This is a genomic window from Streptomyces sp. NPDC051664, assembly GCF_044453545.1.
Lineage (GTDB): Bacteria > Actinomycetota > Actinomycetes > Streptomycetales > Streptomycetaceae > Streptomyces.
Map to the genome: position 1 here is coordinate 543,642 of NZ_JBITCU010000002.1, position 18,791 is coordinate 562,432.

Sequence of the window (18,791 nt, forward strand, 5' to 3'; positions counted from 1 at the left end):
TGCGCGTCGTGGAGCAAAGCGCTCCGGACGGCAAGGACTGATCGCGCGCCTCAAGCGCTGCGGGCCGGACCGTCGTCGGACGGCCCGGCCCACCGTTGCGTACCCGGGATCAGGTGTTCCGGCGCAGCGCCACCACGTCGATCTCCACGAGGATACCCATCAGCTCGGAGCCGACCGTCGTGCGCACCGGCCGCGGGTCGCTGAAGTGCTTCCGGTAGACCTGGTCGAACCCGGCGAAGTCACGGTGCACGTCCTGGAGATGGACCGTCGCCTTCACCACGTCATCGAGCGTGAGCCCGTCGGTTGCCAGGAGCGCGCTCAGATTCGCCAGTACCTGGTGGGTCTGCTCGTCGATCGTCTCGCCCAGCTCGCCCGTGACCGGGTCCTGCGGGCCGAAGCCGGAGGTGAACAGGTACGGGCCCGCGGCGATGCCCTGGCTGCATCCGCCGATCGGCGCGGGCGCCCCGGCGGTCGTGACGGCGTGGCGCCCGGGGCGGAAGTTGTCGGTGGTCACTTGGTGAGGTCTCCTTCGCGCGCGTTCACCTCGGCGTAGTGGCGGAGCTTGTCCTCGTCGACGGTGACGCCGAGACCTGGACCGTCCGGCACCCGCAGGCTGCCGTTGTTCAGCGTGAGCGGCTCGATGATGTCGTCCGCGTGCAGGTAGTACATGGAGTCGATGGCACGCGACAGCACCGGGGTGCTGGCAACCACCGCGAGGTGTGCGGCCGTCGCGATGCCCAGCTCGCCGCCGCTGTGCAGGTTCATGCCGAGGCCGAACGTCTCGCAGTGCGCGGCCAGCGCCTTCGTCGGCGCGATGCCACCCCACTTGTATACGTCACCGTGGATCACGTCGACCGCGTTGAGCCGCATGGCGGGCGCGAAGTCCTCGAAGCGGACCACGCACATGTTGGTGCACAGCGGGATGCGCACCTTCTGGCGGACCTGGCTCATGCCCTCGATCCCGACGCACGGGTCCTCCAGGTACTCCAGGTCCAGCTCCTCCAGGGCGATACCGGCGCGCACCGAGTCGGGCACCGACCATGCGGCGTTCGGGTCCACGCGCAGACTCACCTCGGGCAGGGCGGCGCGCACTGCCCGCAGGATTGCGACGTCGCCCTGTACGTCCTTGGTGCCCTTGAGCTTCACGGCCGTGAAGCCGCCCTCGGCCACCACGCGCTCGGTGTGCTCGGCGAGCATGCGCGGCAGGTCGCCCGCGTCGGCGCCGGGTGCGTCGGCGCGGGTGATCAGCGCGGTCAGCGGCACCTCGTGGCGCACCGGGCCGCCCAGCAGGTCGGTCACCGACTGCCCGGTGGCCTTGCCCATGGCGTCCCAGCAGGCGACGTCGATCGCGGCCAGGGCGGCGTAGCCCAGGTAGCCGTAGAAGAACGGCACCATGTGGTGGCGGCGGTGGAAGGACTCCAGGGCGAACGGGCTCGTTCCGATCAGGTCCTCGGCGAGGTCGCGGACGATCGCGGCGACCGGGCGGCCCCACATCGTCTCGCCCCAGCCCTCCACGCCGGAGTCGGTCTTGATGCGCACCACGGTGCGCGTCTCCCCGGTCTTCGTCTCGAACGAGCTGGTGAACGGGTTGACCAGCGGCAGATTGACGACGTGGACGTCGACCTCGGTGATCTTCATGAACGGTTCCTTACGTGTGAGGTGGTGGAGGGTCACGCGACGGGCCGCGACGCGGCGTCGAAGGCGAGCACCGCGCGGGCCAGGCCGCGGGCGCGCCGGTCGAGCAGGCGCTCGCCGTGCGCGGCGTCGGCGCCGGCTGCGTCGTCGGTGGCGCCGCCCACCCGCTCCCACTCGCCGTGCCGCTCCACGGTCAGACCGGGGTAGGGCGGCTTGTCGAACAGCGGCGGCGGCTCGACCGGCTCGCGCCGGGCGCGCTCGGCACGTACCAGCTCCGGCTGTGCGGCCAGCATCAGCGACGTCTCGAACCAGCCGGCGTGCCCGGGCACCAGCTCGGCGTGCTTCTCGTCCGCGTCCGCCTCGGGCTCGCCGGTGTCGATGAGCGTCCAGTACGAGCAGGCCGCGGCCGTCACGTCGGCGCGCAGCGCGAACCGCTTGACCGCGAGCCGCATGATCTCGTCGTTGCCGCCGTGTCCGTTGACGACGAGCACCCGCCGGTAGCCGCAGGCGGCCAGCGAGTCGAGGAGCTCGTCGAGGACCATGCCGAGCACCGGCGCGGACAGCGTCAACGCCGCCGCGAACAGATGGTGCGGGCTGTGCCCGTACGGCAGCGTCGGCAGCCGCACGAGATCCGGCACGTCGTCACCGGCGGCGGCCCGCTCGTCGAGCAAGGCCAGGGCGCGGGAGACCACGGCGTCGGCGAGCATCGTGTCCGTGCCCATCGGCAGGTGCTCGGCGTGCTGCTCCTGCGAACCGATCGGCAGGACGGCGATCGCGTCGGGAGCCGCTGCCCGCGTCTCGCGCCAGGTGGCCTCGGTCAGATTCCGGTGGGTCATACCGCTGTCTCCCCGGATCGATGGCATGACAGAGTCGGCGCATGGCGCATGAACGTATTCCTTTGCGGTTGGTACCCGATCCGCGGCCGGACGAGCCGGCCGGGCGGGACGTCGGTGTGCTTGGCGCCGTCGAGGTGCTGCCCGGAATGGTGCGTGCCGCGCTGCTCACCCGCGCCGGAGCCGTACGCGAGCGGGCGCAGGCCCGCTTCGACGCGCGCAGCGCCGACCCGGCCGTCGTCGACGCGGCGCTGCGGGAGGCGGCGGTGGTGTTCGCAGGGCAGGCCCTGCTCGGCGTCGGCGTGGCCGCGGCCGGTGTGGTGGATCCGGCGGCGGGCCGGATCATCGAGGCGAACGACGCCCCGGCGCTGCGCGGCTACCCGTTGGCTGACCGGCTCGCAGGGCTGGCCGGTGCGCCGGTGCGGATCGAGCACCGGGCGCGCGTGCAGGTGCTCGGCGACCGCTGGTTCGGCGCGGGGCGCGGCCGCCGCTCGTTCGCCTCTGTCGCGACCGGTGAGGTGCTCGGCGTCGGCATCCTCTACGCGGGCGAGGTGCTTGCCCCGACCGGTGGGCGCAGCGGCGCCCATATGACGGTCACCGCGAGCGGCGAACTCTGCACCTGTGGACGGCGCGGCTGCTGGAAAACCGTTGCGACGACCCGCTGGCTGCGCGAGCGCGCCGCCGAGCACGGCCTCGCTCCGGAGGCGGCCACGCTGGCGGCCCTGGTGGCGTCCGCCGCCCCGGCCGCCGGTGATCTCGTCGCGCGGTACGCGGAGAACCTGGTGTTCGGTCTCGCCACCGTCCAGCAGCTCTTCGCGTGCGGCTTGTTCGTGCTGCACGGCGAGGCCCTCGACGGCGGTGAACCGTTCCGGGCAATGGTCGAGTCCCGGCTGCGCGCCGATGTGCTCGGCGGCGGTGAGGCCCCCACCGTGGTCCTCGGCGAGGCCGCGGACACCGGCGCGCTGCTCGGGGCGGCGGGCCTGGTCCTGTCGGGGCCTCGGCCTTAGCGCAGGTTTCACGCCGGGACGCTCCTCAGGATCCGGCGGCTGGGGTCGGGCACCGGTACGGCGTCCAGGAGCCGCCGGGTGTACGCGTCCTCGGGGGCCGTGAACACCTGGTCGGCGGTGCCGGACTCGACGATGCGGCCCTGCCGCATCACGGCCACCCGGTCGGCGATCTGACGGACGACTGCCAGGTTGTGCGAGATGAAGAAATAGGTCAGGCCGAGGCGACCCTGGAGTTCGGCGAGCAGGTCGAGGACGCGGGCCTGCACGGACACGTCGAGCGCGCTGGTCGGCTCGTCGAGCACGACCAGGCGTGGCTCCAGGGCCAGTGCCCGCGCGATGGAGATGCGCTGGCGCTGCCCGCCGGAGAACTCGTGCGGATACCGGTCCAGGATGCCCGCGTCCAGACCGACGGAGTCGAGGAGCTCTCCGACCCGGTCGCGCACCTTGGCCCGGCCGCGCCGCCCGCGCGCCCATTCCTCGTGGGTGACGAGCGGCTCCCCGACGATGTCGGCGATCCGCAGTCGCGGATTCATGCTGGAGTACGGGTCCTGGAGCACGACCTGCATCTGCCGGCGCAGCGGCCGCAGCGCGGCGCCGTTCAGAGCCAGCAGGTCCGTGCCGTCGAAACACACGCTGCCTGCGGTGGGTTCGAGCAGCCGGAGCAGCAGCCGGGTCAGCGTCGTCTTGCCGCAGCCGGACTCGCCGACCAGGGCGAAGGTCTCGCCCTCCCGGACGGTGAGGGAGACGTCGTCGACGGCGACGATCGGCGGGCGGCCGGGGAACTCCTTGCGCAGTCCGGCGATTTCCAGAAGCGGGGTCGTGGTCATGCGACGGGCTCCAGTCGGGGAGTGGCGGCCAGCAGATCGCGTGTGTACGAGGCGGTGGGGCGTGTGAAGACCTGTTCCACATCGCCGGTCTCGACGACCGCGCCGTGCCGCATGACGACGACACGGTCGGCGGTCTCGGCGACGACGCCCAGGTCGTGGGTGATCAGCAGGACGGCCATGCCGTGGCGTTGCTGGAGCCGTACGAGCAGCTCCAGGATCTGCCGCTGCACTGTCACGTCGAGCGCAGTGGTGGGCTCGTCGGCGATGAGGACGCGGGGCCGGGCCACGAGTGCGGAGGCGATCATGACGCGCTGGCGCAGGCCGCCGGAGAGTTCGTGCGGGTACTGGCCGTAGCGCCGTTCCGGGTCGGGGATGCCGACCTCGTCCAGGGCGGTCAGCGCCGCCCGGCGGGCCTCGACGCGGGTGTGGTCGCCGTGCAGCCGCAGTACCTCGGCGACCTGGTCGCCCACCCGCTGCAACGGATCGAGGCTGGTCATCGGGTCCTGGAAGACCATGGATATCTCGGCCCCGCGGACCTTGCGCAACTCCTTCTCGCGCAGGGCGAGTACGTCCTTGCCGTCGAGCAGCACATGGCCGCCCGCGTATATGCACGGGGGTTCGGGGTTGAGGCGCAGCGCGGACAGGGCGGTGGCCGACTTGCCGCTGCCGGACTCGCCGACGACGGCGAGGGTCTCGCCTGCGGTGACCGAGAAGTTCACCCCACGTACCGCGTGCACGGTCGAGGAGGCGAGCGCGAAGTCGACACGCAGGTCCCGGAATTCGAGGACGGGCGCGGACGGTGGGGTCTGTGCGGAGTCGGTCATCGGCGGTACGCCTTCGGGTCTGCGACGTCGCGCAGCGCGTCGCCCAGGATGTTGATGGACAGCGAGGTGAGCATGAGCGCGATGCCGGGGAAGACGGCGATCCACCAGGACGTGCCGAGGTAGAGCTGCCCGTCCGAGAGCATGCCGCCCCAGGTCACTGTCTCCTTCGGAACGCCGAGGCCCAGGTAGCTCAGCGATGCCTCGGCGACGATGGCCGACGCGATGTGCAGGGTGCCGATGGTGGCCAGTGGTGCCATGACGTTGGGCAGCAGGTGCCGGCGCATGATCGCCAGGTCCCCGACCCCGATCGCGCGGGCCTCGGTGATGAAGTCGCGGGTGCGCAGCGACAGCACTTCGGAACGCACCACTCGGGCGTACGACACCCAGCCGGTGATGCCGATCACGAGGATCACGTAGCCGAGGCCCGAGCCGACGAAGCCGACGACGGCGAGCGCCAACAGGATTGCGGGGAAGGCGAGTTGGACGTCGGCGAGGCGCATCACGATGCGGTCGGTCCAGCCGCCGAGGTAGCCGGAGGCGAGGCCCGCGACGGTGCCGATGACTCCGGCGAGAAAGGCGGCTCCGGCGCCGACGAGCAGTGAGACCCGGGTGCCGTAGATGACCCGTGAGAGCAGGTCGCGGCCGAGCTGGTCGGTGCCGAGCAGGTGGTCCGTGCCGCCGCCGGACTGCCAGGCGGGGGGCTGGAGCCGGCCGAGGAGGTTCTGGGCGCCCGGGTCGGCGGGAGCGATCAGAGGTGCGCACAGCGCGCACACGACGATCAGCAGGAGGAAGACGAGCGCGATCGTGGCGAGCCGGTTGCGCAGCAGCGAGCGCAACACGGACGGCTGGGTCGCGGCGGAGGCGGGGGCGGCAATGGTGGCGGAGGGGGCGGTGGTGGTCATCGGGAGTTCCTCACCCTCGGGTCGAGGAGGCCGTAGGACAGGTCCACGAGCAGGTTCACCACGACGAACGTGGAGGCGAACAGCAGCACGGTGCCCTGTACCAGGGGGAAGTCGCGGTTGGCGATGGCCTGCACGGTCAGCTGGCCGACACCCGGCCAGGAGAAGACCTGCTCGGTGAGGATCGCGCCGCCGAGCAGGCTGCCGACCTCCAGGCCGACGACCGTCACCACGGGCAGTGACGCGTTGCGCATGCCGTGCCGCAGCACGGTGCGCACCGGGCCCAGGCCCCGGGCGCGGGCCGTGCGGATGTGGTCGGAGCCGAGCACGTCGATCAGCGAGGAGCGCAGCAGCCGCGCGACGACGGCGACCGAGTAGACGGCCAGCGTGATCGACGGCAGGACGAGATGGGCGAAGGTGCCGTACCCGGAGGCGGGCAGCGCGTGCAGACCGACTGCGAACACGAGGATGAGCAGGATGCCCACCCAGAAGGCGGGTGTCGACTGGCCGATCAGGACGGCCGTGATCACACCGCGGTCGGCGGCCTTCCCGCGGCGCATCGCCGCGATCGTGCCGGCGGGCAGCGCGATCACCAGCGTCACCACGAGGGCGCCCGCCGCGAGCAGCAGGGTTGCCGGGATGCGGTCGGCGAGGACCGCGCGGACCGGCTGGTTGTAGAAGAGGGAGTTGCCGAAGTCGAAGCGCGGCAGGCCCCACAGGTAGTCCAGATACTGCGTGACGAGCGGCCGGTCCAGGCCCAGGTTGTGCCGCAGCACGCTCTCCTGCTGGGCGGTTGCATCGGGCGGCAGCATCACCTTCACCGGGTCGCCGGACAGACGCACCAGGAAGAACACGACGGTGGCGGTGCACAGCAGTACCAGCAGCGCGGTGCCCAGGCGGGCGGCGGCGGGCCGCAGCACGGCCCAGGCCCGGCTGTGTCCGGCGACGGGCGCGGTGGGGGTGGTGGGCGCGGTCAGGGTCTGGCTCATCACACGGCCACCTTCGCGCTCGCCATGTCAAGCACCCCGGCGGTGCCGGGCGTCCAGCTCGGCCGGGTGTTGTGCACATAGATGTTGTCGATCTGGTACAGGGGCACGAACGGCGCCTCGTCCTTGATCAGTTGCTGCAGGTCGGAGAAGGCGCGGCGGCGCACGGCCGGATCCACGGACAGCTCCTCGCGGTCCACGAGTCGGTCGGCGCGCTTGTGGTGCCAGCGGCTCTGCCGGCGGTCGCTGCGCACGTTCGACTGGAGCATGCTCTCGCCGTCCATGGTCCAGACGGTGGACGCGGCCAGGTACATCGGGCCGAGCGCGCCGTGGTTGGTGGAGGTCAGGCGCTGGGAGTACGTGCCCGGGTCGAGCAGGTTCACCTTGGCGCGGATGCCGGCGCGTGCCAGCAGGCCCGAGATGGCCTCGGCGACGTTCGCGTCCAGGTTGGAGGCGGTGATCGAGGTGCTGATGCCGTCGGGATGCCCGGCCTCGGCAAGCAGCGCGCGGGCCTTGGTGAGGGAACGCTCGAACGGCTTCACGGACTCGTCGAAACCGAACGCGCCGCGCGGGATCATCGCCGGGACCTCGGTGGCGTTGCCGCCGAGCACCGCCTTGATGAGCAGGGGCACGTCGACGGCGTGGTTGAGCGCCTGCCGTACGCGCCGGTCGCGCAGCGGTCCCTCGGTCAGGGTGTCGAGCGACAGGTACGAGGTGCGGATACCGGTGTGGTGGCCGATCCGCACGCCCGGGTATCCGGCCAGCTGTTCGGCGGCGTCCGGGGTCATGCCCGCCACGATGTCGACGCCGCCGCTCTGCAGGGCGGCCAGCGCGGACGACGAGTTGGGGGCGGGTACGAAGACCAGCTCGTCGACGTGCGGGCGGCCATGCCAGTGGTGGTCGTAGGCGGCCAGGCGCAGCTCGTGGTCACGTTGCCAATGCCGGAACGTGAACGGCCCGGTGCCCACCGGGTGCGCGGCGAAGCCCTCGTCGCCGACCTCGGCCAGGTAACGCGGGGGCACCACGACTCCGCCGAACAGGGACAGCTTCGCGGGCAGGATCGGGTCGTGCACCGAAGTGTGCACGTCCACCGTGTACCGGTCGACCACGCTGACGTCCTCGACGTAACGCAGCTCCACGATGGGCGACTTGGTGGCGGGGGCAAGCAGCCGCTTGATGCTGAACCGGACAGCCTCGGCGTCGCACGGCTCACCGTTGTGGAAGGTGACGCCGCGCCGCAGCTCGAAGCGCCACACCTTCGGCTCGACGGCCTTCCAGGACACGGCGATCCGTGGTTGGAGAGTGTTGTCGCGGCCCCTCGTGGTGAGCGTGTCGAAGATGTTGATCAGGGCGTTCATCGACGTCATGTCGCCCTGCTTGTGCGGGTCCATCGTCTTGGGGTCCCCGGGCTGGGAGACCCGCAGCACGTTGCCTGCGGAGGCCGCCGACGGTGCGCCGCACCCGGTCAGCAGGGCGGGGGCTGCAAGGGCGGGCACCGCGAGACCACACAGGCGCAGCGCCGAACGGCGGGAGCAGCCGACGCGCGGGCCGCCTCCCCCTTCACGTATTCGTTCCATTGGACAACACACTCGTTCCGGTGAATGGAATGCAGTTCGGGTAAGGTAGGTCACATGGGGAAACCGGTCAACAGTCGTTCGCAGAAGCAGGCCTCCGCAGCAGCGTCCATCGCCGCCTCCGAGGGCCCGGGAGCGGACGCCGCGCCGCCCGCGCCCGGACCGGTGGACAAGGCCATGGATGTTCTGGCGGCCCTCGCCCGGTCGGGGGCGCCACACCGTCTCGCAGACCTCGCCCGTCACACGGGACTCGCGAAACCCACCGTGCACCGCCTGCTGCGCGCCCTCGCCGCGACGGGCTACGCCGAACCTGCCACGGGCGGCAGCTATCGGCCGGGGCCACGGCTCCTCGGACTCGCCGCTAGCGTCCTCACCGACGACGCCGCGTTGCGCCAGGTCAGCCCTGTCCTCGACGAACTCCGCGCACGCACCGGCCTGTTCGCCTCATACGCGGTGCGCGACGACCGTACGGTGATCCACCTGGATGTCCGTGCGCCCGCCCAGGGACTCGGGCTCGACCTGCGCCCCGGCTTCTGCGAACCGGTGACCGCGGGCGCGGCAGGCCTCGTCCTGCTTGCCGCCCTGCCGGCCGAGGAGAGCGAGTCCCTGTCGACCGGCCCCGACGGCGCCCCCGCCGATGACGCGACCCACGCGGCCCTGGCCGCCGCGGCCCGCGACGGCTACGCCTTCGACGGCACCGACACCTGGCTCGACCGGCGCGCGCTCGCCGCCCCGGTGCGCGACGCGACGGGCCACGCGGTCGGCGCCCTCGTGCTGACCGGCGTGGCCTTCACCCTCGACGACGCGGCCGCACAGCTGCACGGGCCGATGGTGCGCTCCGCCGCGGCCGCGGTGTCGGCGAGCCTGGCCGCACTGCCCGGCGCACGGCTCGGACTGGTCGCGGGCCCGGAGCGCCCCACGAGCGGGACGGGCAGCAACGGCCGCAGGGGGAGTACGAACGGAGTCGAAGGGGCGGGGGAGAAGCGATGAACGCCGAGGACCGGCAGCGGGCATCGATCATCGGCGACTGCGGGACGGCCACCGGCCCGAGCGGCACCAGGCCCGACGCGACCGGCTCCGCGCACCACGCAGCCGTCCGCCGACGGTTGCTGGAGGACGGCCGGGCGCGCGGCCTCTACTCGGGCGCCACCTGGTCGCTGGGCGACGCGGCAGGCCCGTACGACCGGGGCTGGACCGGCACCCGCTCCCTCGACGGACCAGCTCTGGACGGCCATGACCTGTGGGACCTTGCGTCCGTGACCAAGCCGATGGTCGGCCTGGTCGTCATGGCTCTCGTCGACCGCGGCGTCGTCGGCCTCGACGACACCGTGGGACACCACCTCGCCCGCTACTCCAACAGTCCGCACGCCGCCCGTACGGTCGCCCAACTCCTCGACCACACCGCAGGGCTGCCCGGCGGCGTCCCGCTCCACCGCGACCACCCCACCCGCGATTCCCTGCTCACGGCACTCGGCTCACTGCCGCGCACCGCCGAGCCCGGTACCCATGTCACCTACTCCTCCCAGGGGTTCATGCTGCTCGGCCTCATGGCCGAACAGGCCACGGGCCAGGGCCTGGACCAGCTGATGACCGATCTCGTCAGCGCTCCCCTCGGTCTGACCGACACCCGTTTCCGGCCGGAATCCGCCGACCGGGCACGCGCGGTGGCAACCGAAGCCTGCCCCTGGCGCGGCCGGACCGTCGTCGGTGAGGTGCACGACGAGAACGCCGTGGTACTCGGCGGCGTCGCCGGGCACGCGGGCCTCTTCTCCACCCTCGCGGACCTGGAACGCCTCGCCCTCTCCCTGCTCGGCGGCGGCCCACCGCTGCTGAAGCCGGACACCCTGGCCCTGATGACGGCCCCCCGCACCGACCACCTCAACCTGCGCCGCGCACTGGCCTGGCAGGGGCAGGACCCGATCGGTTCGCCGGTGGGCGACACCTTCGGCCCGACCTCGTACGGCCACACGGGCTTCACCGGCACGAGCCTGTGGCTCGACCCGTCGGACGGCCGCTACGCGATCCTGCTCACGAACCGCGTCCATCCCAGCCGCGAGGAGCGCGGGTTCGCGGCGCTGCGACGGGACTTCCACGCGATCGGAGGGTGACGGCGGGAAGTGTCCGGGCAGGTGGCCGTCTCGCCACCGGCACTCGATCTCCGGTGGGAGTCGGTCAGGGCCACCTGCGTGACTCTTGAGATCCTGAGGCGCCGCGGTTCATGCCATCCGATCGGTGCGGGTGTCCTGGACCGGGCTGATTGGACACTCGCACAGGTCAGTGCCGTCGGAGCTTGTAGTTGATCTTCATGGTGTCCAGGTCCGTCGCGGTGGAGCGCAGCCGCCCGTAGCCGTACCCGTGCTCCTTCAGCGTCGTCTCCGCCCGGTCCTCGGCGATCGCGGATGCCATCTCTTCGCCGTCCTCGGCGTCCGAGACGACCACGTAGCGGAAGCTGAAGTGCTTGAGCACCCTGTCGTAGGTGAGCGAACCCTCCTCGGTGAACTGCATGGCCTCCAGACCGTGCTGCTCCACCTCGGCCAGCAGGCGGGCGCGGGTCTCGTCCGTGAGGCCCTCCCAGGTGCCGCGCACGATCACTCGGTAGGTGTGCTGGGTGCTCATCCCGTTCTGCCGCCTCTGTCGTATGAACCGTCGAGGATCAAGGCTACGACGGCGAGGACGGGACGTGCGCGGAATATTGTCGCCGTCGACGCCGGTGGCGGCCTTTGCCGAAGCCTGACGGCGACGCCCCTGGTCGGAGCGGCTTCGAGAGTGTTCCATGGTCATCGGGGGCGCCCGGACCTGCGGCGGCCCGCGCGAGGGAGCGAGGTTGCTTTGGCCACGACCGTACGACGTGCCGTACTGACTCTGCCCGCCGCACCGTTGGGCCCGGAAAACCCGCTGCCCGCGCTGCGGCCGCTCGACGAGATGCATGTCGTCGACGACCGTGACCGGGCCGGGCTGCCGCGCGACATGGCGCGACAGATCGGCTACGAGCCGCTGACCACCGTCCTGCCGGTGCGCATTCTCGACGGGTACGGGCGCGAACGGACCCCCACCGACCTGGACGCGATCGTCATCGAGAACGACCGGCTCCGGGCCACCGTCCTGCCCGGGCTCGGCGGCCGGATCCACTCCCTTCACCACAAGCCGACCGGCCGGGAGCTGCTCTACACCAACCCCGTCCTGCAGCCTGCCGACTTCGCCCTCAACGGCGCCTGGTTCTCCGGCGGCATCGAGTGGAACATCGGCGCGACCGGCCACACCACACTGTCCTGCGCCCCGGTGCACGCCGCCCGCGTCCCCGCACCCGACGGCGGTGAAATGGTCCGTCTCTGGGAGTGGGAGCGGCTGCGCGACCTGCCGTTCCAGGTGGACCTGTGGCTGCCGGAGGACTCCGACTTCCTCCACGTCGGGGTGCGGATACGCAATCCGCACGAGCACACCGCGCCCGTCTACTGGTGGTCCAACATCGCCGTCCCCGAGGGCGCGCGGTCCCGGGTCCTGGCCCCTGCCGACGAGGCCTGGCACTTCGGTTACGAGCGGACCCTGACCCGGGTGCCCGTGCCGGAGACCGGTTCCGTCGACCGTACGTACCCGCTGCGCAGCGACTTCCCCGCCGACTACTTCTACGAGGTGTCCGACGGCACCCGCCGCTGGATCGCCTCCCTCGACGAGGACGGTCACGGACTCGTCCAGACCTCCACCGACCTGCTGCGCGGCCGCAAGCTCTTCCTCTGGGGCAGCGGGCCCGGCGGGCGCCGGTGGCAGCAGTGGCTCACCGAACCGGGCACCGTCGGCTACGCGGAGATCCAGGCCGGACTCGCCCGTACCCAGCTGGAGCACATCCCGCTCGAACCCGGCGCCGAATTCAGCTGGCTGGAGTCGTACGGACCGCTGACCGCCGACCCCGGTGCCGTGCACGGCGACGACTGGGCCGCGGCCCGCGCCGAGACCGAACAGCGCCTCGCCGAAGCCCTGCCGCGCGCGGACGTCGACGCCGCGTACGCGGCCTGGCGCCCGCACGCCGACGCCGAGCCGGGCGAGTCCCTCGCCACCGGCTCCGGCTGGGGCGCCCTCGAAGTCCGGCGCGGCAAGTACCGACTCCCGGGCACACCGTTCGCCGAGTCCACCCTCGGCGAGCAGCAGGCACCGTGGCTGCACCTGCTCGACCAGGGCGCCTTCCCCGAGCCGCGCCGTGTGACGCCCCCCGGACCCTCGCTCGTCTCCGCGCACTGGCGCGACATGCTGGAGACGGCATCCGCCGAACCGCTCACCGAGTACCACCTCGGCGTTGCTCAATGGCACGCCGGCGACCGTGCCCAGGCGGTCCGCAGCTGGGAGCGTGGTCTGGCCCTCGCCCCGTCCCGCTGGCCGCTGCTGCGCTGCCTGGCGGTCGCCGCCCAGGAGGGCGGCCAGCGGACCAGGGCCGCAGACCACTACGCCGAGGCGTTCGAGGACCTCTGCGCGGAACGCCGGGACGACGGCGAAGCCTGGACCGCCGCCACCACCGCCCTCGGTCATGAGGCGATCGAGGCGCTGCTGGCGGCCGGGCGGACCGGCGAGGCCCGTACGGTCCGGGACGGGCTGCGTCCGGCGATCCGGCAGCGCGGCCGGTTCCGCCTGCTGGAGGCCCGGCTCCTGCTCGCCGAGGGCGACCGTGCGGCGGCCCGCGCCGTCTTCGACGAGGGCTTCGAGGTCGCGGACCTGCGGGAGGGGGCGGAGATCCTGGACGAGGTCTGGTCGGCGCTGACCGAAGAGCCGCTGCCTGACGCCTACAACTACCGGATGCGCCCGAAGAGTTGACCGGACACTCGCCGGGGTGAGCGGCCCACGTGCGAACCGGCCGGTGAGGTGCCGGTGCGCGTGGGTACGGAACGACGTCAGGAGTTCCGGAACCTGCCGGATCAGGCCGGCAGGTTCCGGTCGACGTACTCGAAGACCGAGCCGTCCGGGTGGACCGCGATCAGGTTCCGGCCGACCGGGGTCGGCACCGGACCAGCGAGTATCCGGGCGCCGACGCGGGTGAGCGACTCATGCGCGTCGTCGACGTTCTTCACCGCGATCGTCGCCGTCACCTTGCGCAGGATCTCCAGCTCCGACTCGGGGCCACTCATCAGCAGAAAGCAGCCGATCGCGGCGACCGAGACACCGCCGCGCTCGAAGCGCAGCGCCGGGCCGGCCGTGAGGTCCTCGTAGAAGGCCACCGCGGCCTCCAGGTCGTCGACGCAGATGCGCAGCGTGGTTCCCAGAATTTCCATGCGGAACAGGGTAGTTGGCGGAGCCGCGCCCTGTGATCGATTCCCGTGGCCGGCCCGGCTGCGTCAGGCGCGGCAGAGCACTTCGCCGTGCGGGACCATGAACCAGGCGTCGTCCTGCTCACCCCAGGTGCGCCAGGCCGCCGCGATGTCGGTCAGTTGCTCGGTCGTCGCATGGCCACCGTCCACGGCCAGTTTCGCGTACACCGAGCCGACCGTACGGTCCGCCCACAGACCGCTCCACCACACCCGGTTCTCCGGCGTGGCGAAACACCAGGCGGCAGCGGACGGGGTGATGTCGGTGAAGCCGGCCTGCCGGGCCCAGGAGAGCAGCCGCCGGCCCGCGTCCGGCTCGCCGCCATTGGTGCGGGCCACCCGCCTGTACAACTCCAGCCACGCGTCCATGACCGGCGCCTCGGGGAACCAGGCCATCGCCGCGTAGTCGCTGTCGCGGGCCGCGACGATGCCGCCGGGGCGGCAGACCCGCCGCATCTCGCGCAGCGCCTGCACCGGGTCGCCCACGTGCTGCAGCACCTGGTGGGCGTGCACGACGTCGAAGGAGTCGTCGGGGAAGTCCAGGTCGTGCACGTCGGCGGTGGTGAACTCGACGTTGTCCAGGCCGCGTTCGGCTGCGGCCTCGGCGGCCTGGTCCAGGATCTCCCCGGTGGTGTCGACGGCGGTCACCCGGCCGGGGGCGACCAGCGCCGCCAGATCCGCGGTGATGGTGCCCGGACCGCAGCCGACGTCCAGCACCGTCATGCCCGGCCGGAGTTCGCCGGTCAGATAGGCCGCCGAGTTGGCGGCAGTGCGCCAGCGGTGCGAGCGCAGCACCGACTCGTGGTGGCCGTGGGTGTACACGGCGGTCTCCTTCGGCATGGCTGTGCGTCCTCTCTCGGAGCGTGATGCGAAGCGCTGAGCGTGGCACCAACGGTACGCCGAGATGTCGGATTGTGAGATTCGCGTCTTGATATATGGATGGTCTTGGTGACTCACGCAGGCATCGGGCAGTAGACGGTCAGCGCCTCCGGAAGCTTGTCGATCAACAACTCCCTCTGGCTGTGTGCTACTTCGCCGTCGTACGCATACGGTGTTCCCGGGGTCAGGCCGGCGATCCGCACCCTGCGAAGCCGTACCGCCGCATGAACGGGGGAGCGACTCAACGGGCCCGCAACCGCAGCCGCGAGGAGACGAAGGCCGGGTGTGCGGCCGCCGTGCACCGCCCGGACGTCCAGCAGTCCGTCCGCGAGGTTGTGGCGTCGGCCCGGTGCCGGGCCCACCCGCCGGAACAGGCCGTTGCCCACGAACAACAGCCACAATGGCCGCCGCTCTCCTTGCAGTTCGGCCTCCAGCGGGCGATCGCCACGCAGTACATGGAGCGCCGCCAGGACGCCCGCCGGCCAGCCGCCGATGCGCGGTGCCCAGTGCTCGCGGGTCCGTACCAGCTCCGGATAGGCGCCCAGGCTGAAGGCGTTGAGGAAATAGCCCGGCGCGCCGGCCGGCCCGTCCGGCCCCGGCCGGAAGCGGCCCAGGTCCACCCGTACCGCATCGCCCGCGGCCAACGCGGCACATACGTCGTCCACCGTCTCGATGCCCAGGTCGTAGGCGAAGTGGTTGAGGGTTCCGCCGGGGAACACCGCGAGCGGCACACGGTGCGCGGCGGCCACGGCGGCCGCGCAGTTGACCGTGCCGTCGCCCCCGCAGATCCCGAGCGCATGGCCCTGTCCGGCGGCCTTCTCCAGTTCGGCGGAGAGCTCGCCGGGCGCGCACTCCACCACCTCGGCAAGCGGCAGCGAGTCCCGCACCAGCGAGGCCGTGGCCGTCGCCGAGCCGGACTCCTGGTTGACGACGACCACCAGGCCCCGGCCGCCCGGCAGAGCGGGCGCATGGGCGGGCGGTCTGCCCGGCGCGGGCAGCTGTCCTCGCGTCGGTACGACACCGCGCAGCGCGAACGCGGCTCCTATGCCGAGCGCCGCACCGGCCAGCACATCACTCGGATAGTGGACCCCCGTATAGACCCGGGAGGCGGCGACCGCCAGCGCGAGCGGGGCGACCGCCGCACCCCAGCCCTTCGATTCGAGGGCGACGCCCGTCGCGAAGGCCGCCGCCGAGGCGGCATGCCCGGACGGGAAGGAGGTGGTGAACGGCTGGCGCGTGAGCTGCCGTATCACCGGCACGGCGTCCAGTACCGGCCGCTCCCTGCGCACCGCACCCTTCCCCACGGTGTTGATCGCGGCCGAGGCCACGGCCAGCGAGACCACCCCGCGGAGCGCGGCGCGCCGGGCCCGGGCGCTGCCGCCCAGTACCGCCATCCCCGCCGCGGCGCCGAACCACAGCAGCCCGTGATCGGCGCTGCGGCTCAGCCGTGGCAGTACGGGGCCGGCGCCCGGCCAGTGCCGGCCGGCCACGCTCCGGAAGACGGCGAGATCGCCCCGGTGCAGCCAGCTACGGAGTCCGGTGGGCGAGGGGACTGAGGACGCGTTGCTCGGAGACGGCATGGGACTGCGGATACCCTTTTCGGCCGCGCCGAAGCAGCAGACGCGCTCGCGCGCGACTCTCCGGACGGAGACAGTGGTCACATGGCATCTCACACTCCCTCCGCCCGCGACCTGCTCGACCGGCACGCCGAGGCGCTTCAGCTCTTCACGGACCGGGTGCATGCCGTGCGCGACGACCAGTGGTCCGCATCGACGCCGTGCACCGAGTGGTCCGTCCGCGATCTGGTCACCCATCTCACGTCCGAGCAGCTGTGGGTCCCGCCACTGGTGACGGAGGGACGTACCGTCGCCGAGGTAGGGGACGCCTTCGACGGCGATGTGCTGGGCGACGACCCGGTCACCGTGTGGGACCGTGCGGCAGCAGCGGCCCGCAAGGCGTTCGCGGCCCCCGGAGTGCTGAAGCGGACCGTGAATCTCTCGTACGGGGACAGCGCCACCGACGCCTACTGCGCGCAGATGGTGAGCGACGCGGTGGTGCACTCCTGGGACCTCTCCCGGGCGATCGGCGCCGACGAACGGCTGCCGGAGGATCTCGTCGAGTTCACCCGGCGCGAGGTCGAGCCGTATGTGAAGGGCTTGTCGCAGACCGGCCTGTTCGCCCCGCCCGTCAAGACCGAGAAGGATGCAGACCCACAGACCGAGCTGCTCGCGCTGCTCGGGCGGCAGGTCTGACGAAACAGGCAGCAAGGGGCTTATATCGACGCATCGGCGGGGCGTTGGGGCGGGTCGGCGGCATTGCCGTCACAAGTGCGCTACGACTAGCCTGTGTTCGCGATTCCGGCCAATGGTCGGAGTGTCGAACGCGAGAGGTGGGTGCACAACCATGGGGCGACTCGTCCCTGCGGTGACCAGAGCCCTGGATGTGCTCGAACTCTTCCTCCACGGCGACGGAACGCTCTCCGCGCCCGAGGTCACCCGCAAACTACAGCTGCCACGCACCACCGTCCACGAGCTGCTGACCACTCTCGCCGCCCGCTCGTACCTGGTGGCGCTCCCGGACCAGCCCGGCCGCTACCGCCTCGGTGTCCGCACCTATCAGCTCGGCAGCCGGTACGCCGAGCAGCTCGACCTCGCCGCCGAGGGACAGCAGGTGGCCCGCGAGGTCGCCGAGACCTGCGGTGAGACGGTCCATGTGGCGATCCTGGAGGACACCGACGTCATCTATATCGCCAAGGTGGACTCCACCCATGCGGTACGGATGGTCTCGGCAGCCGGACGCAGGCTGCCCGCGCACTGCACCTCTGTCGGCAAGATGCTGCTCGCCACCCTGCCCGACCGGGAGCTCGACGCCCGGCTCGACGGCCGTGAACTCACCGGCATGACGCCCAACAGCATTACGGACCCTGCCGAGTTGCGGACCGTGCTCACCGGCGTGCGGGAGCGCGGCATCGCGGTGGAGCACCGTGAGTCCAATCCGGATGTGAGCTGTGTGGCGGCTCCGGTGCGGGACCGGGCGGGCCGGGTCGTCGCCGCGCTCTCCATCTCCGTACCGATGATCCGCTGGAGCGAGAAACGCGAGCAGGAGCTGGCGGTCCTCGCGGCGGACGGCGCCGAGGCCCTCTCCGCCCGTCTCGGACACCATCGGAGGGAGCAGTGAGCGCGATGCGCCTCGACGTGGCCGTGCGGGAGCAGAACGAGCTCGGTGAGGGCCCGACCTGGGACCCGGCGACCGGTCGGCTGATCTGGGTCGACATCCTCTCCGCCCGCGTCCACACCTACAGCCCGGCGAACGGCCGCCGCACGGTCATGGCCACCGAGCAGCATGTCGGAGCGGCGAAGCCGCGTGCGGGCGGCGGGCTGGTCGTCAATCTGCGCGACGGCATCGGACTCTACGACCGCGACGGCGCCTTCCGCTGGCTGGTGCACGACCCCGAGCCCGGGCGGCGTGGCAACGATGCGGCCGTGGCGCCCGACGGGGCGCTTTGGGCGGGCACCATGCGCTACGACGAGGCGGAGGTAGGCGGCAGCCTGGCCCGCATCGCGCCCGACGGCACGGTCACCCCGGTGCTGCCCGTGGTGGTCTGCAGCAATGGCATCGGGTGGAGTCCGGACGGGCGGCTCATGTACTACATCGACACCCCGACGCGCCGCATCGACGTCTTCGACTTCGACGGCCGGCGTGCCCTGAACCGGCGGCCGTTCGCGACGGTCGAGGAGGGTGCGGGTTTCCCCGACGGGCTGACGGTCGATGCCGACGGATGCGTATGGGTCGCTCTGTGGGACGGAGGGGCGCTGCGTCGCTACACGGCCGACGGCGCGCTGGACCGGACCGTGGCACTGCCGGTGCGGCGCCCGACGGCCTGTGCCTTCGGCGGTACGGACCTGCGCGACCTGTACATCTCCACGGCCCGGACGGGGCTCGCCGCCCCGCACCCGCTGTCCGGTTCGCTGTTGGTGCTGCCGGGCGCGGGGCAAGGGATGCCGGGGACGGCCTTCGCGGGCTGAATCGGGCGAGGGAG

Annotated in this window: 19 protein-coding genes; 7 read left to right on the plus strand and 12 right to left on the minus strand. The window is 71.9% G+C overall.

Annotated features, from left to right (window positions below):
- Window positions 1–109: 109 nt before the first annotated feature.
- The 3 genes from ACIA8E_RS05740 to ACIA8E_RS05750 are packed head-to-tail and all read right to left on the minus strand — an operon-like array spanning window position 110 to window position 2,471.
- Complete coding sequence (locus tag ACIA8E_RS05740) at window positions 110–514, minus strand: RidA family protein (protein WP_399294898.1); 405 nt, start codon at window positions 512–514, stop codon at window positions 110–112.
- Window positions 511–1,638, minus strand: coding sequence for a mandelate racemase/muconate lactonizing enzyme family protein (locus ACIA8E_RS05745; RefSeq protein ID WP_399294900.1), 1,128 nt, complete (start codon window positions 1,636–1,638; stop codon window positions 511–513). Before ACIA8E_RS05745 ends, ACIA8E_RS05740 begins: the two co-directional genes overlap by 4 nt.
- Before the next feature lie 32 nt (window positions 1,639–1,670).
- A complete protein-coding gene (locus ACIA8E_RS05750; protein WP_399294902.1) occupies window positions 1,671–2,471 on the minus strand; it encodes a creatininase family protein in 801 nt (266 codons plus the stop codon).
- Between the two features lie 41 nt (window positions 2,472–2,512).
- Between ACIA8E_RS05750 and ACIA8E_RS05755 the strand changes: the two genes are divergently transcribed.
- Window positions 2,513–3,475 (plus strand): ROK family protein, encoded by a 963-nt coding sequence (locus ACIA8E_RS05755; RefSeq protein ID WP_399294904.1) that lies wholly within the window; start codon window positions 2,513–2,515, stop codon window positions 3,473–3,475.
- Window positions 3,476–3,483: 8 nt separating this feature from the next.
- On the opposite strand, the gene ACIA8E_RS05760 is transcribed toward ACIA8E_RS05755, so the two are convergent.
- From ACIA8E_RS05760 to ACIA8E_RS05780, 5 genes are read right to left on the minus strand one after another with little or no spacing between them, the layout of a single operon-like run.
- The gene (locus ACIA8E_RS05760) at window positions 3,484–4,302 is read right to left on the minus strand and encodes an ATP-binding cassette domain-containing protein (RefSeq protein ID WP_399294906.1); all 819 of its coding nucleotides are present in this window, start codon (window positions 4,300–4,302) and stop codon (window positions 3,484–3,486) included.
- Window positions 4,299–5,126 carry an ATP-binding cassette domain-containing protein gene (locus ACIA8E_RS05765; protein WP_399294908.1) on the minus strand — a complete coding sequence of 276 codons (828 nt, stop codon included), beginning with the start codon at window positions 5,124–5,126 and terminating at the stop codon, window positions 4,299–4,301. The genes ACIA8E_RS05760 and ACIA8E_RS05765 overlap by 4 nt, the downstream gene beginning before the upstream one ends.
- Complete coding sequence (locus ACIA8E_RS05770) at window positions 5,123–6,028, minus strand: ABC transporter permease (protein ID WP_399294910.1); 906 nt, start codon at window positions 6,026–6,028, stop codon at window positions 5,123–5,125. The genes ACIA8E_RS05765 and ACIA8E_RS05770 overlap by 4 nt, the downstream gene beginning before the upstream one ends.
- The gene (locus tag ACIA8E_RS05775) at window positions 6,025–7,014 is read right to left on the minus strand and encodes an ABC transporter permease (protein ID WP_399294912.1); all 990 of its coding nucleotides are present in this window, start codon (window positions 7,012–7,014) and stop codon (window positions 6,025–6,027) included. Before ACIA8E_RS05775 ends, ACIA8E_RS05770 begins: the two co-directional genes overlap by 4 nt.
- Window positions 7,014–8,588 carry an ABC transporter substrate-binding protein gene (locus ACIA8E_RS05780; RefSeq protein ID WP_399294914.1) on the minus strand — a complete coding sequence of 525 codons (1,575 nt, stop codon included), beginning with the start codon at window positions 8,586–8,588 and terminating at the stop codon, window positions 7,014–7,016. The genes ACIA8E_RS05775 and ACIA8E_RS05780 overlap by 1 nt, the downstream gene beginning before the upstream one ends.
- A gap of 54 nt (window positions 8,589–8,642) precedes the next feature.
- On the opposite strand from ACIA8E_RS05780, the gene ACIA8E_RS05785 reads away from it, so the two are divergent.
- Together ACIA8E_RS05785 and ACIA8E_RS05790 are read left to right on the plus strand one after the other, a co-directional pair.
- Window positions 8,643–9,575 carry an IclR family transcriptional regulator gene (locus tag ACIA8E_RS05785; RefSeq protein WP_399294916.1) on the plus strand — a complete coding sequence of 311 codons (933 nt, stop codon included), beginning with the start codon at window positions 8,643–8,645 and terminating at the stop codon, window positions 9,573–9,575.
- On the plus strand, window positions 9,572–10,693 hold the full coding sequence (locus tag ACIA8E_RS05790) for a serine hydrolase domain-containing protein (protein ID WP_399294918.1): 1,122 nt from the start codon (window positions 9,572–9,574) through the stop codon (window positions 10,691–10,693). Before ACIA8E_RS05785 ends, ACIA8E_RS05790 begins: the two co-directional genes overlap by 4 nt.
- Window positions 10,694–10,859: 166 nt before the next feature.
- Here the strand turns inward: ACIA8E_RS05790 and ACIA8E_RS05795 are convergent, their stop codons facing one another.
- Complete coding sequence (locus tag ACIA8E_RS05795; protein ID WP_399294920.1) at window positions 10,860–11,201, minus strand: DUF6204 family protein; 342 nt, start codon at window positions 11,199–11,201, stop codon at window positions 10,860–10,862.
- Between the two features lie 213 nt (window positions 11,202–11,414).
- On the opposite strand from ACIA8E_RS05795, the gene ACIA8E_RS05800 reads away from it, so the two are divergent.
- Window positions 11,415–13,385, plus strand: coding sequence for a DUF5107 domain-containing protein (locus tag ACIA8E_RS05800; RefSeq protein ID WP_399294922.1), 1,971 nt, complete (start codon window positions 11,415–11,417; stop codon window positions 13,383–13,385).
- A gap of 101 nt (window positions 13,386–13,486) precedes the next feature.
- On the opposite strand, the gene ACIA8E_RS05805 is transcribed toward ACIA8E_RS05800, so the two are convergent.
- The 3 genes from ACIA8E_RS05805 to ACIA8E_RS05815 form a co-directional block, all read right to left on the minus strand.
- Window positions 13,487–13,840, minus strand: coding sequence for a VOC family protein (locus ACIA8E_RS05805; protein ID WP_389725658.1), 354 nt, complete (start codon window positions 13,838–13,840; stop codon window positions 13,487–13,489).
- Between the two features lie 63 nt (window positions 13,841–13,903).
- Window positions 13,904–14,713, minus strand: a complete 810-nt coding sequence (locus tag ACIA8E_RS05810) for a class I SAM-dependent methyltransferase (RefSeq protein WP_399294924.1) — start codon at window positions 14,711–14,713, stop codon at window positions 13,904–13,906.
- A 113-nt stretch (window positions 14,714–14,826) separates the two neighbouring features.
- Window positions 14,827–16,332: a bifunctional phosphatase PAP2/diacylglycerol kinase family protein gene (locus ACIA8E_RS05815; RefSeq protein WP_399294926.1), complete on the minus strand. Its 1,506-nt coding sequence runs from the start codon at window positions 16,330–16,332 to the stop codon at window positions 14,827–14,829.
- A gap of 81 nt (window positions 16,333–16,413) precedes the next feature.
- Between ACIA8E_RS05815 and ACIA8E_RS05820 the strand changes: the two genes are divergently transcribed.
- The 3 genes from ACIA8E_RS05820 to ACIA8E_RS05830 all read left to right on the plus strand — a co-directional run bounded on the left by ACIA8E_RS05820 (window position 16,414) and on the right by ACIA8E_RS05830 (window position 18,777).
- A complete protein-coding gene (locus ACIA8E_RS05820; protein ID WP_399294927.1) occupies window positions 16,414–17,004 on the plus strand; it encodes a TIGR03086 family metal-binding protein in 591 nt (196 codons plus the stop codon).
- 151 nt (window positions 17,005–17,155) lie between these two features.
- Complete coding sequence (locus ACIA8E_RS05825; RefSeq protein ID WP_399294928.1) at window positions 17,156–17,929, plus strand: IclR family transcriptional regulator; 774 nt, start codon at window positions 17,156–17,158, stop codon at window positions 17,927–17,929.
- Window positions 17,930–17,934: 5 nt separating this feature from the next.
- Window positions 17,935–18,777, plus strand: a complete 843-nt coding sequence (locus tag ACIA8E_RS05830) for an SMP-30/gluconolactonase/LRE family protein (protein ID WP_399295084.1) — start codon at window positions 17,935–17,937, stop codon at window positions 18,775–18,777.
- Window positions 18,778–18,791: the final 14 nt, after the last annotated feature.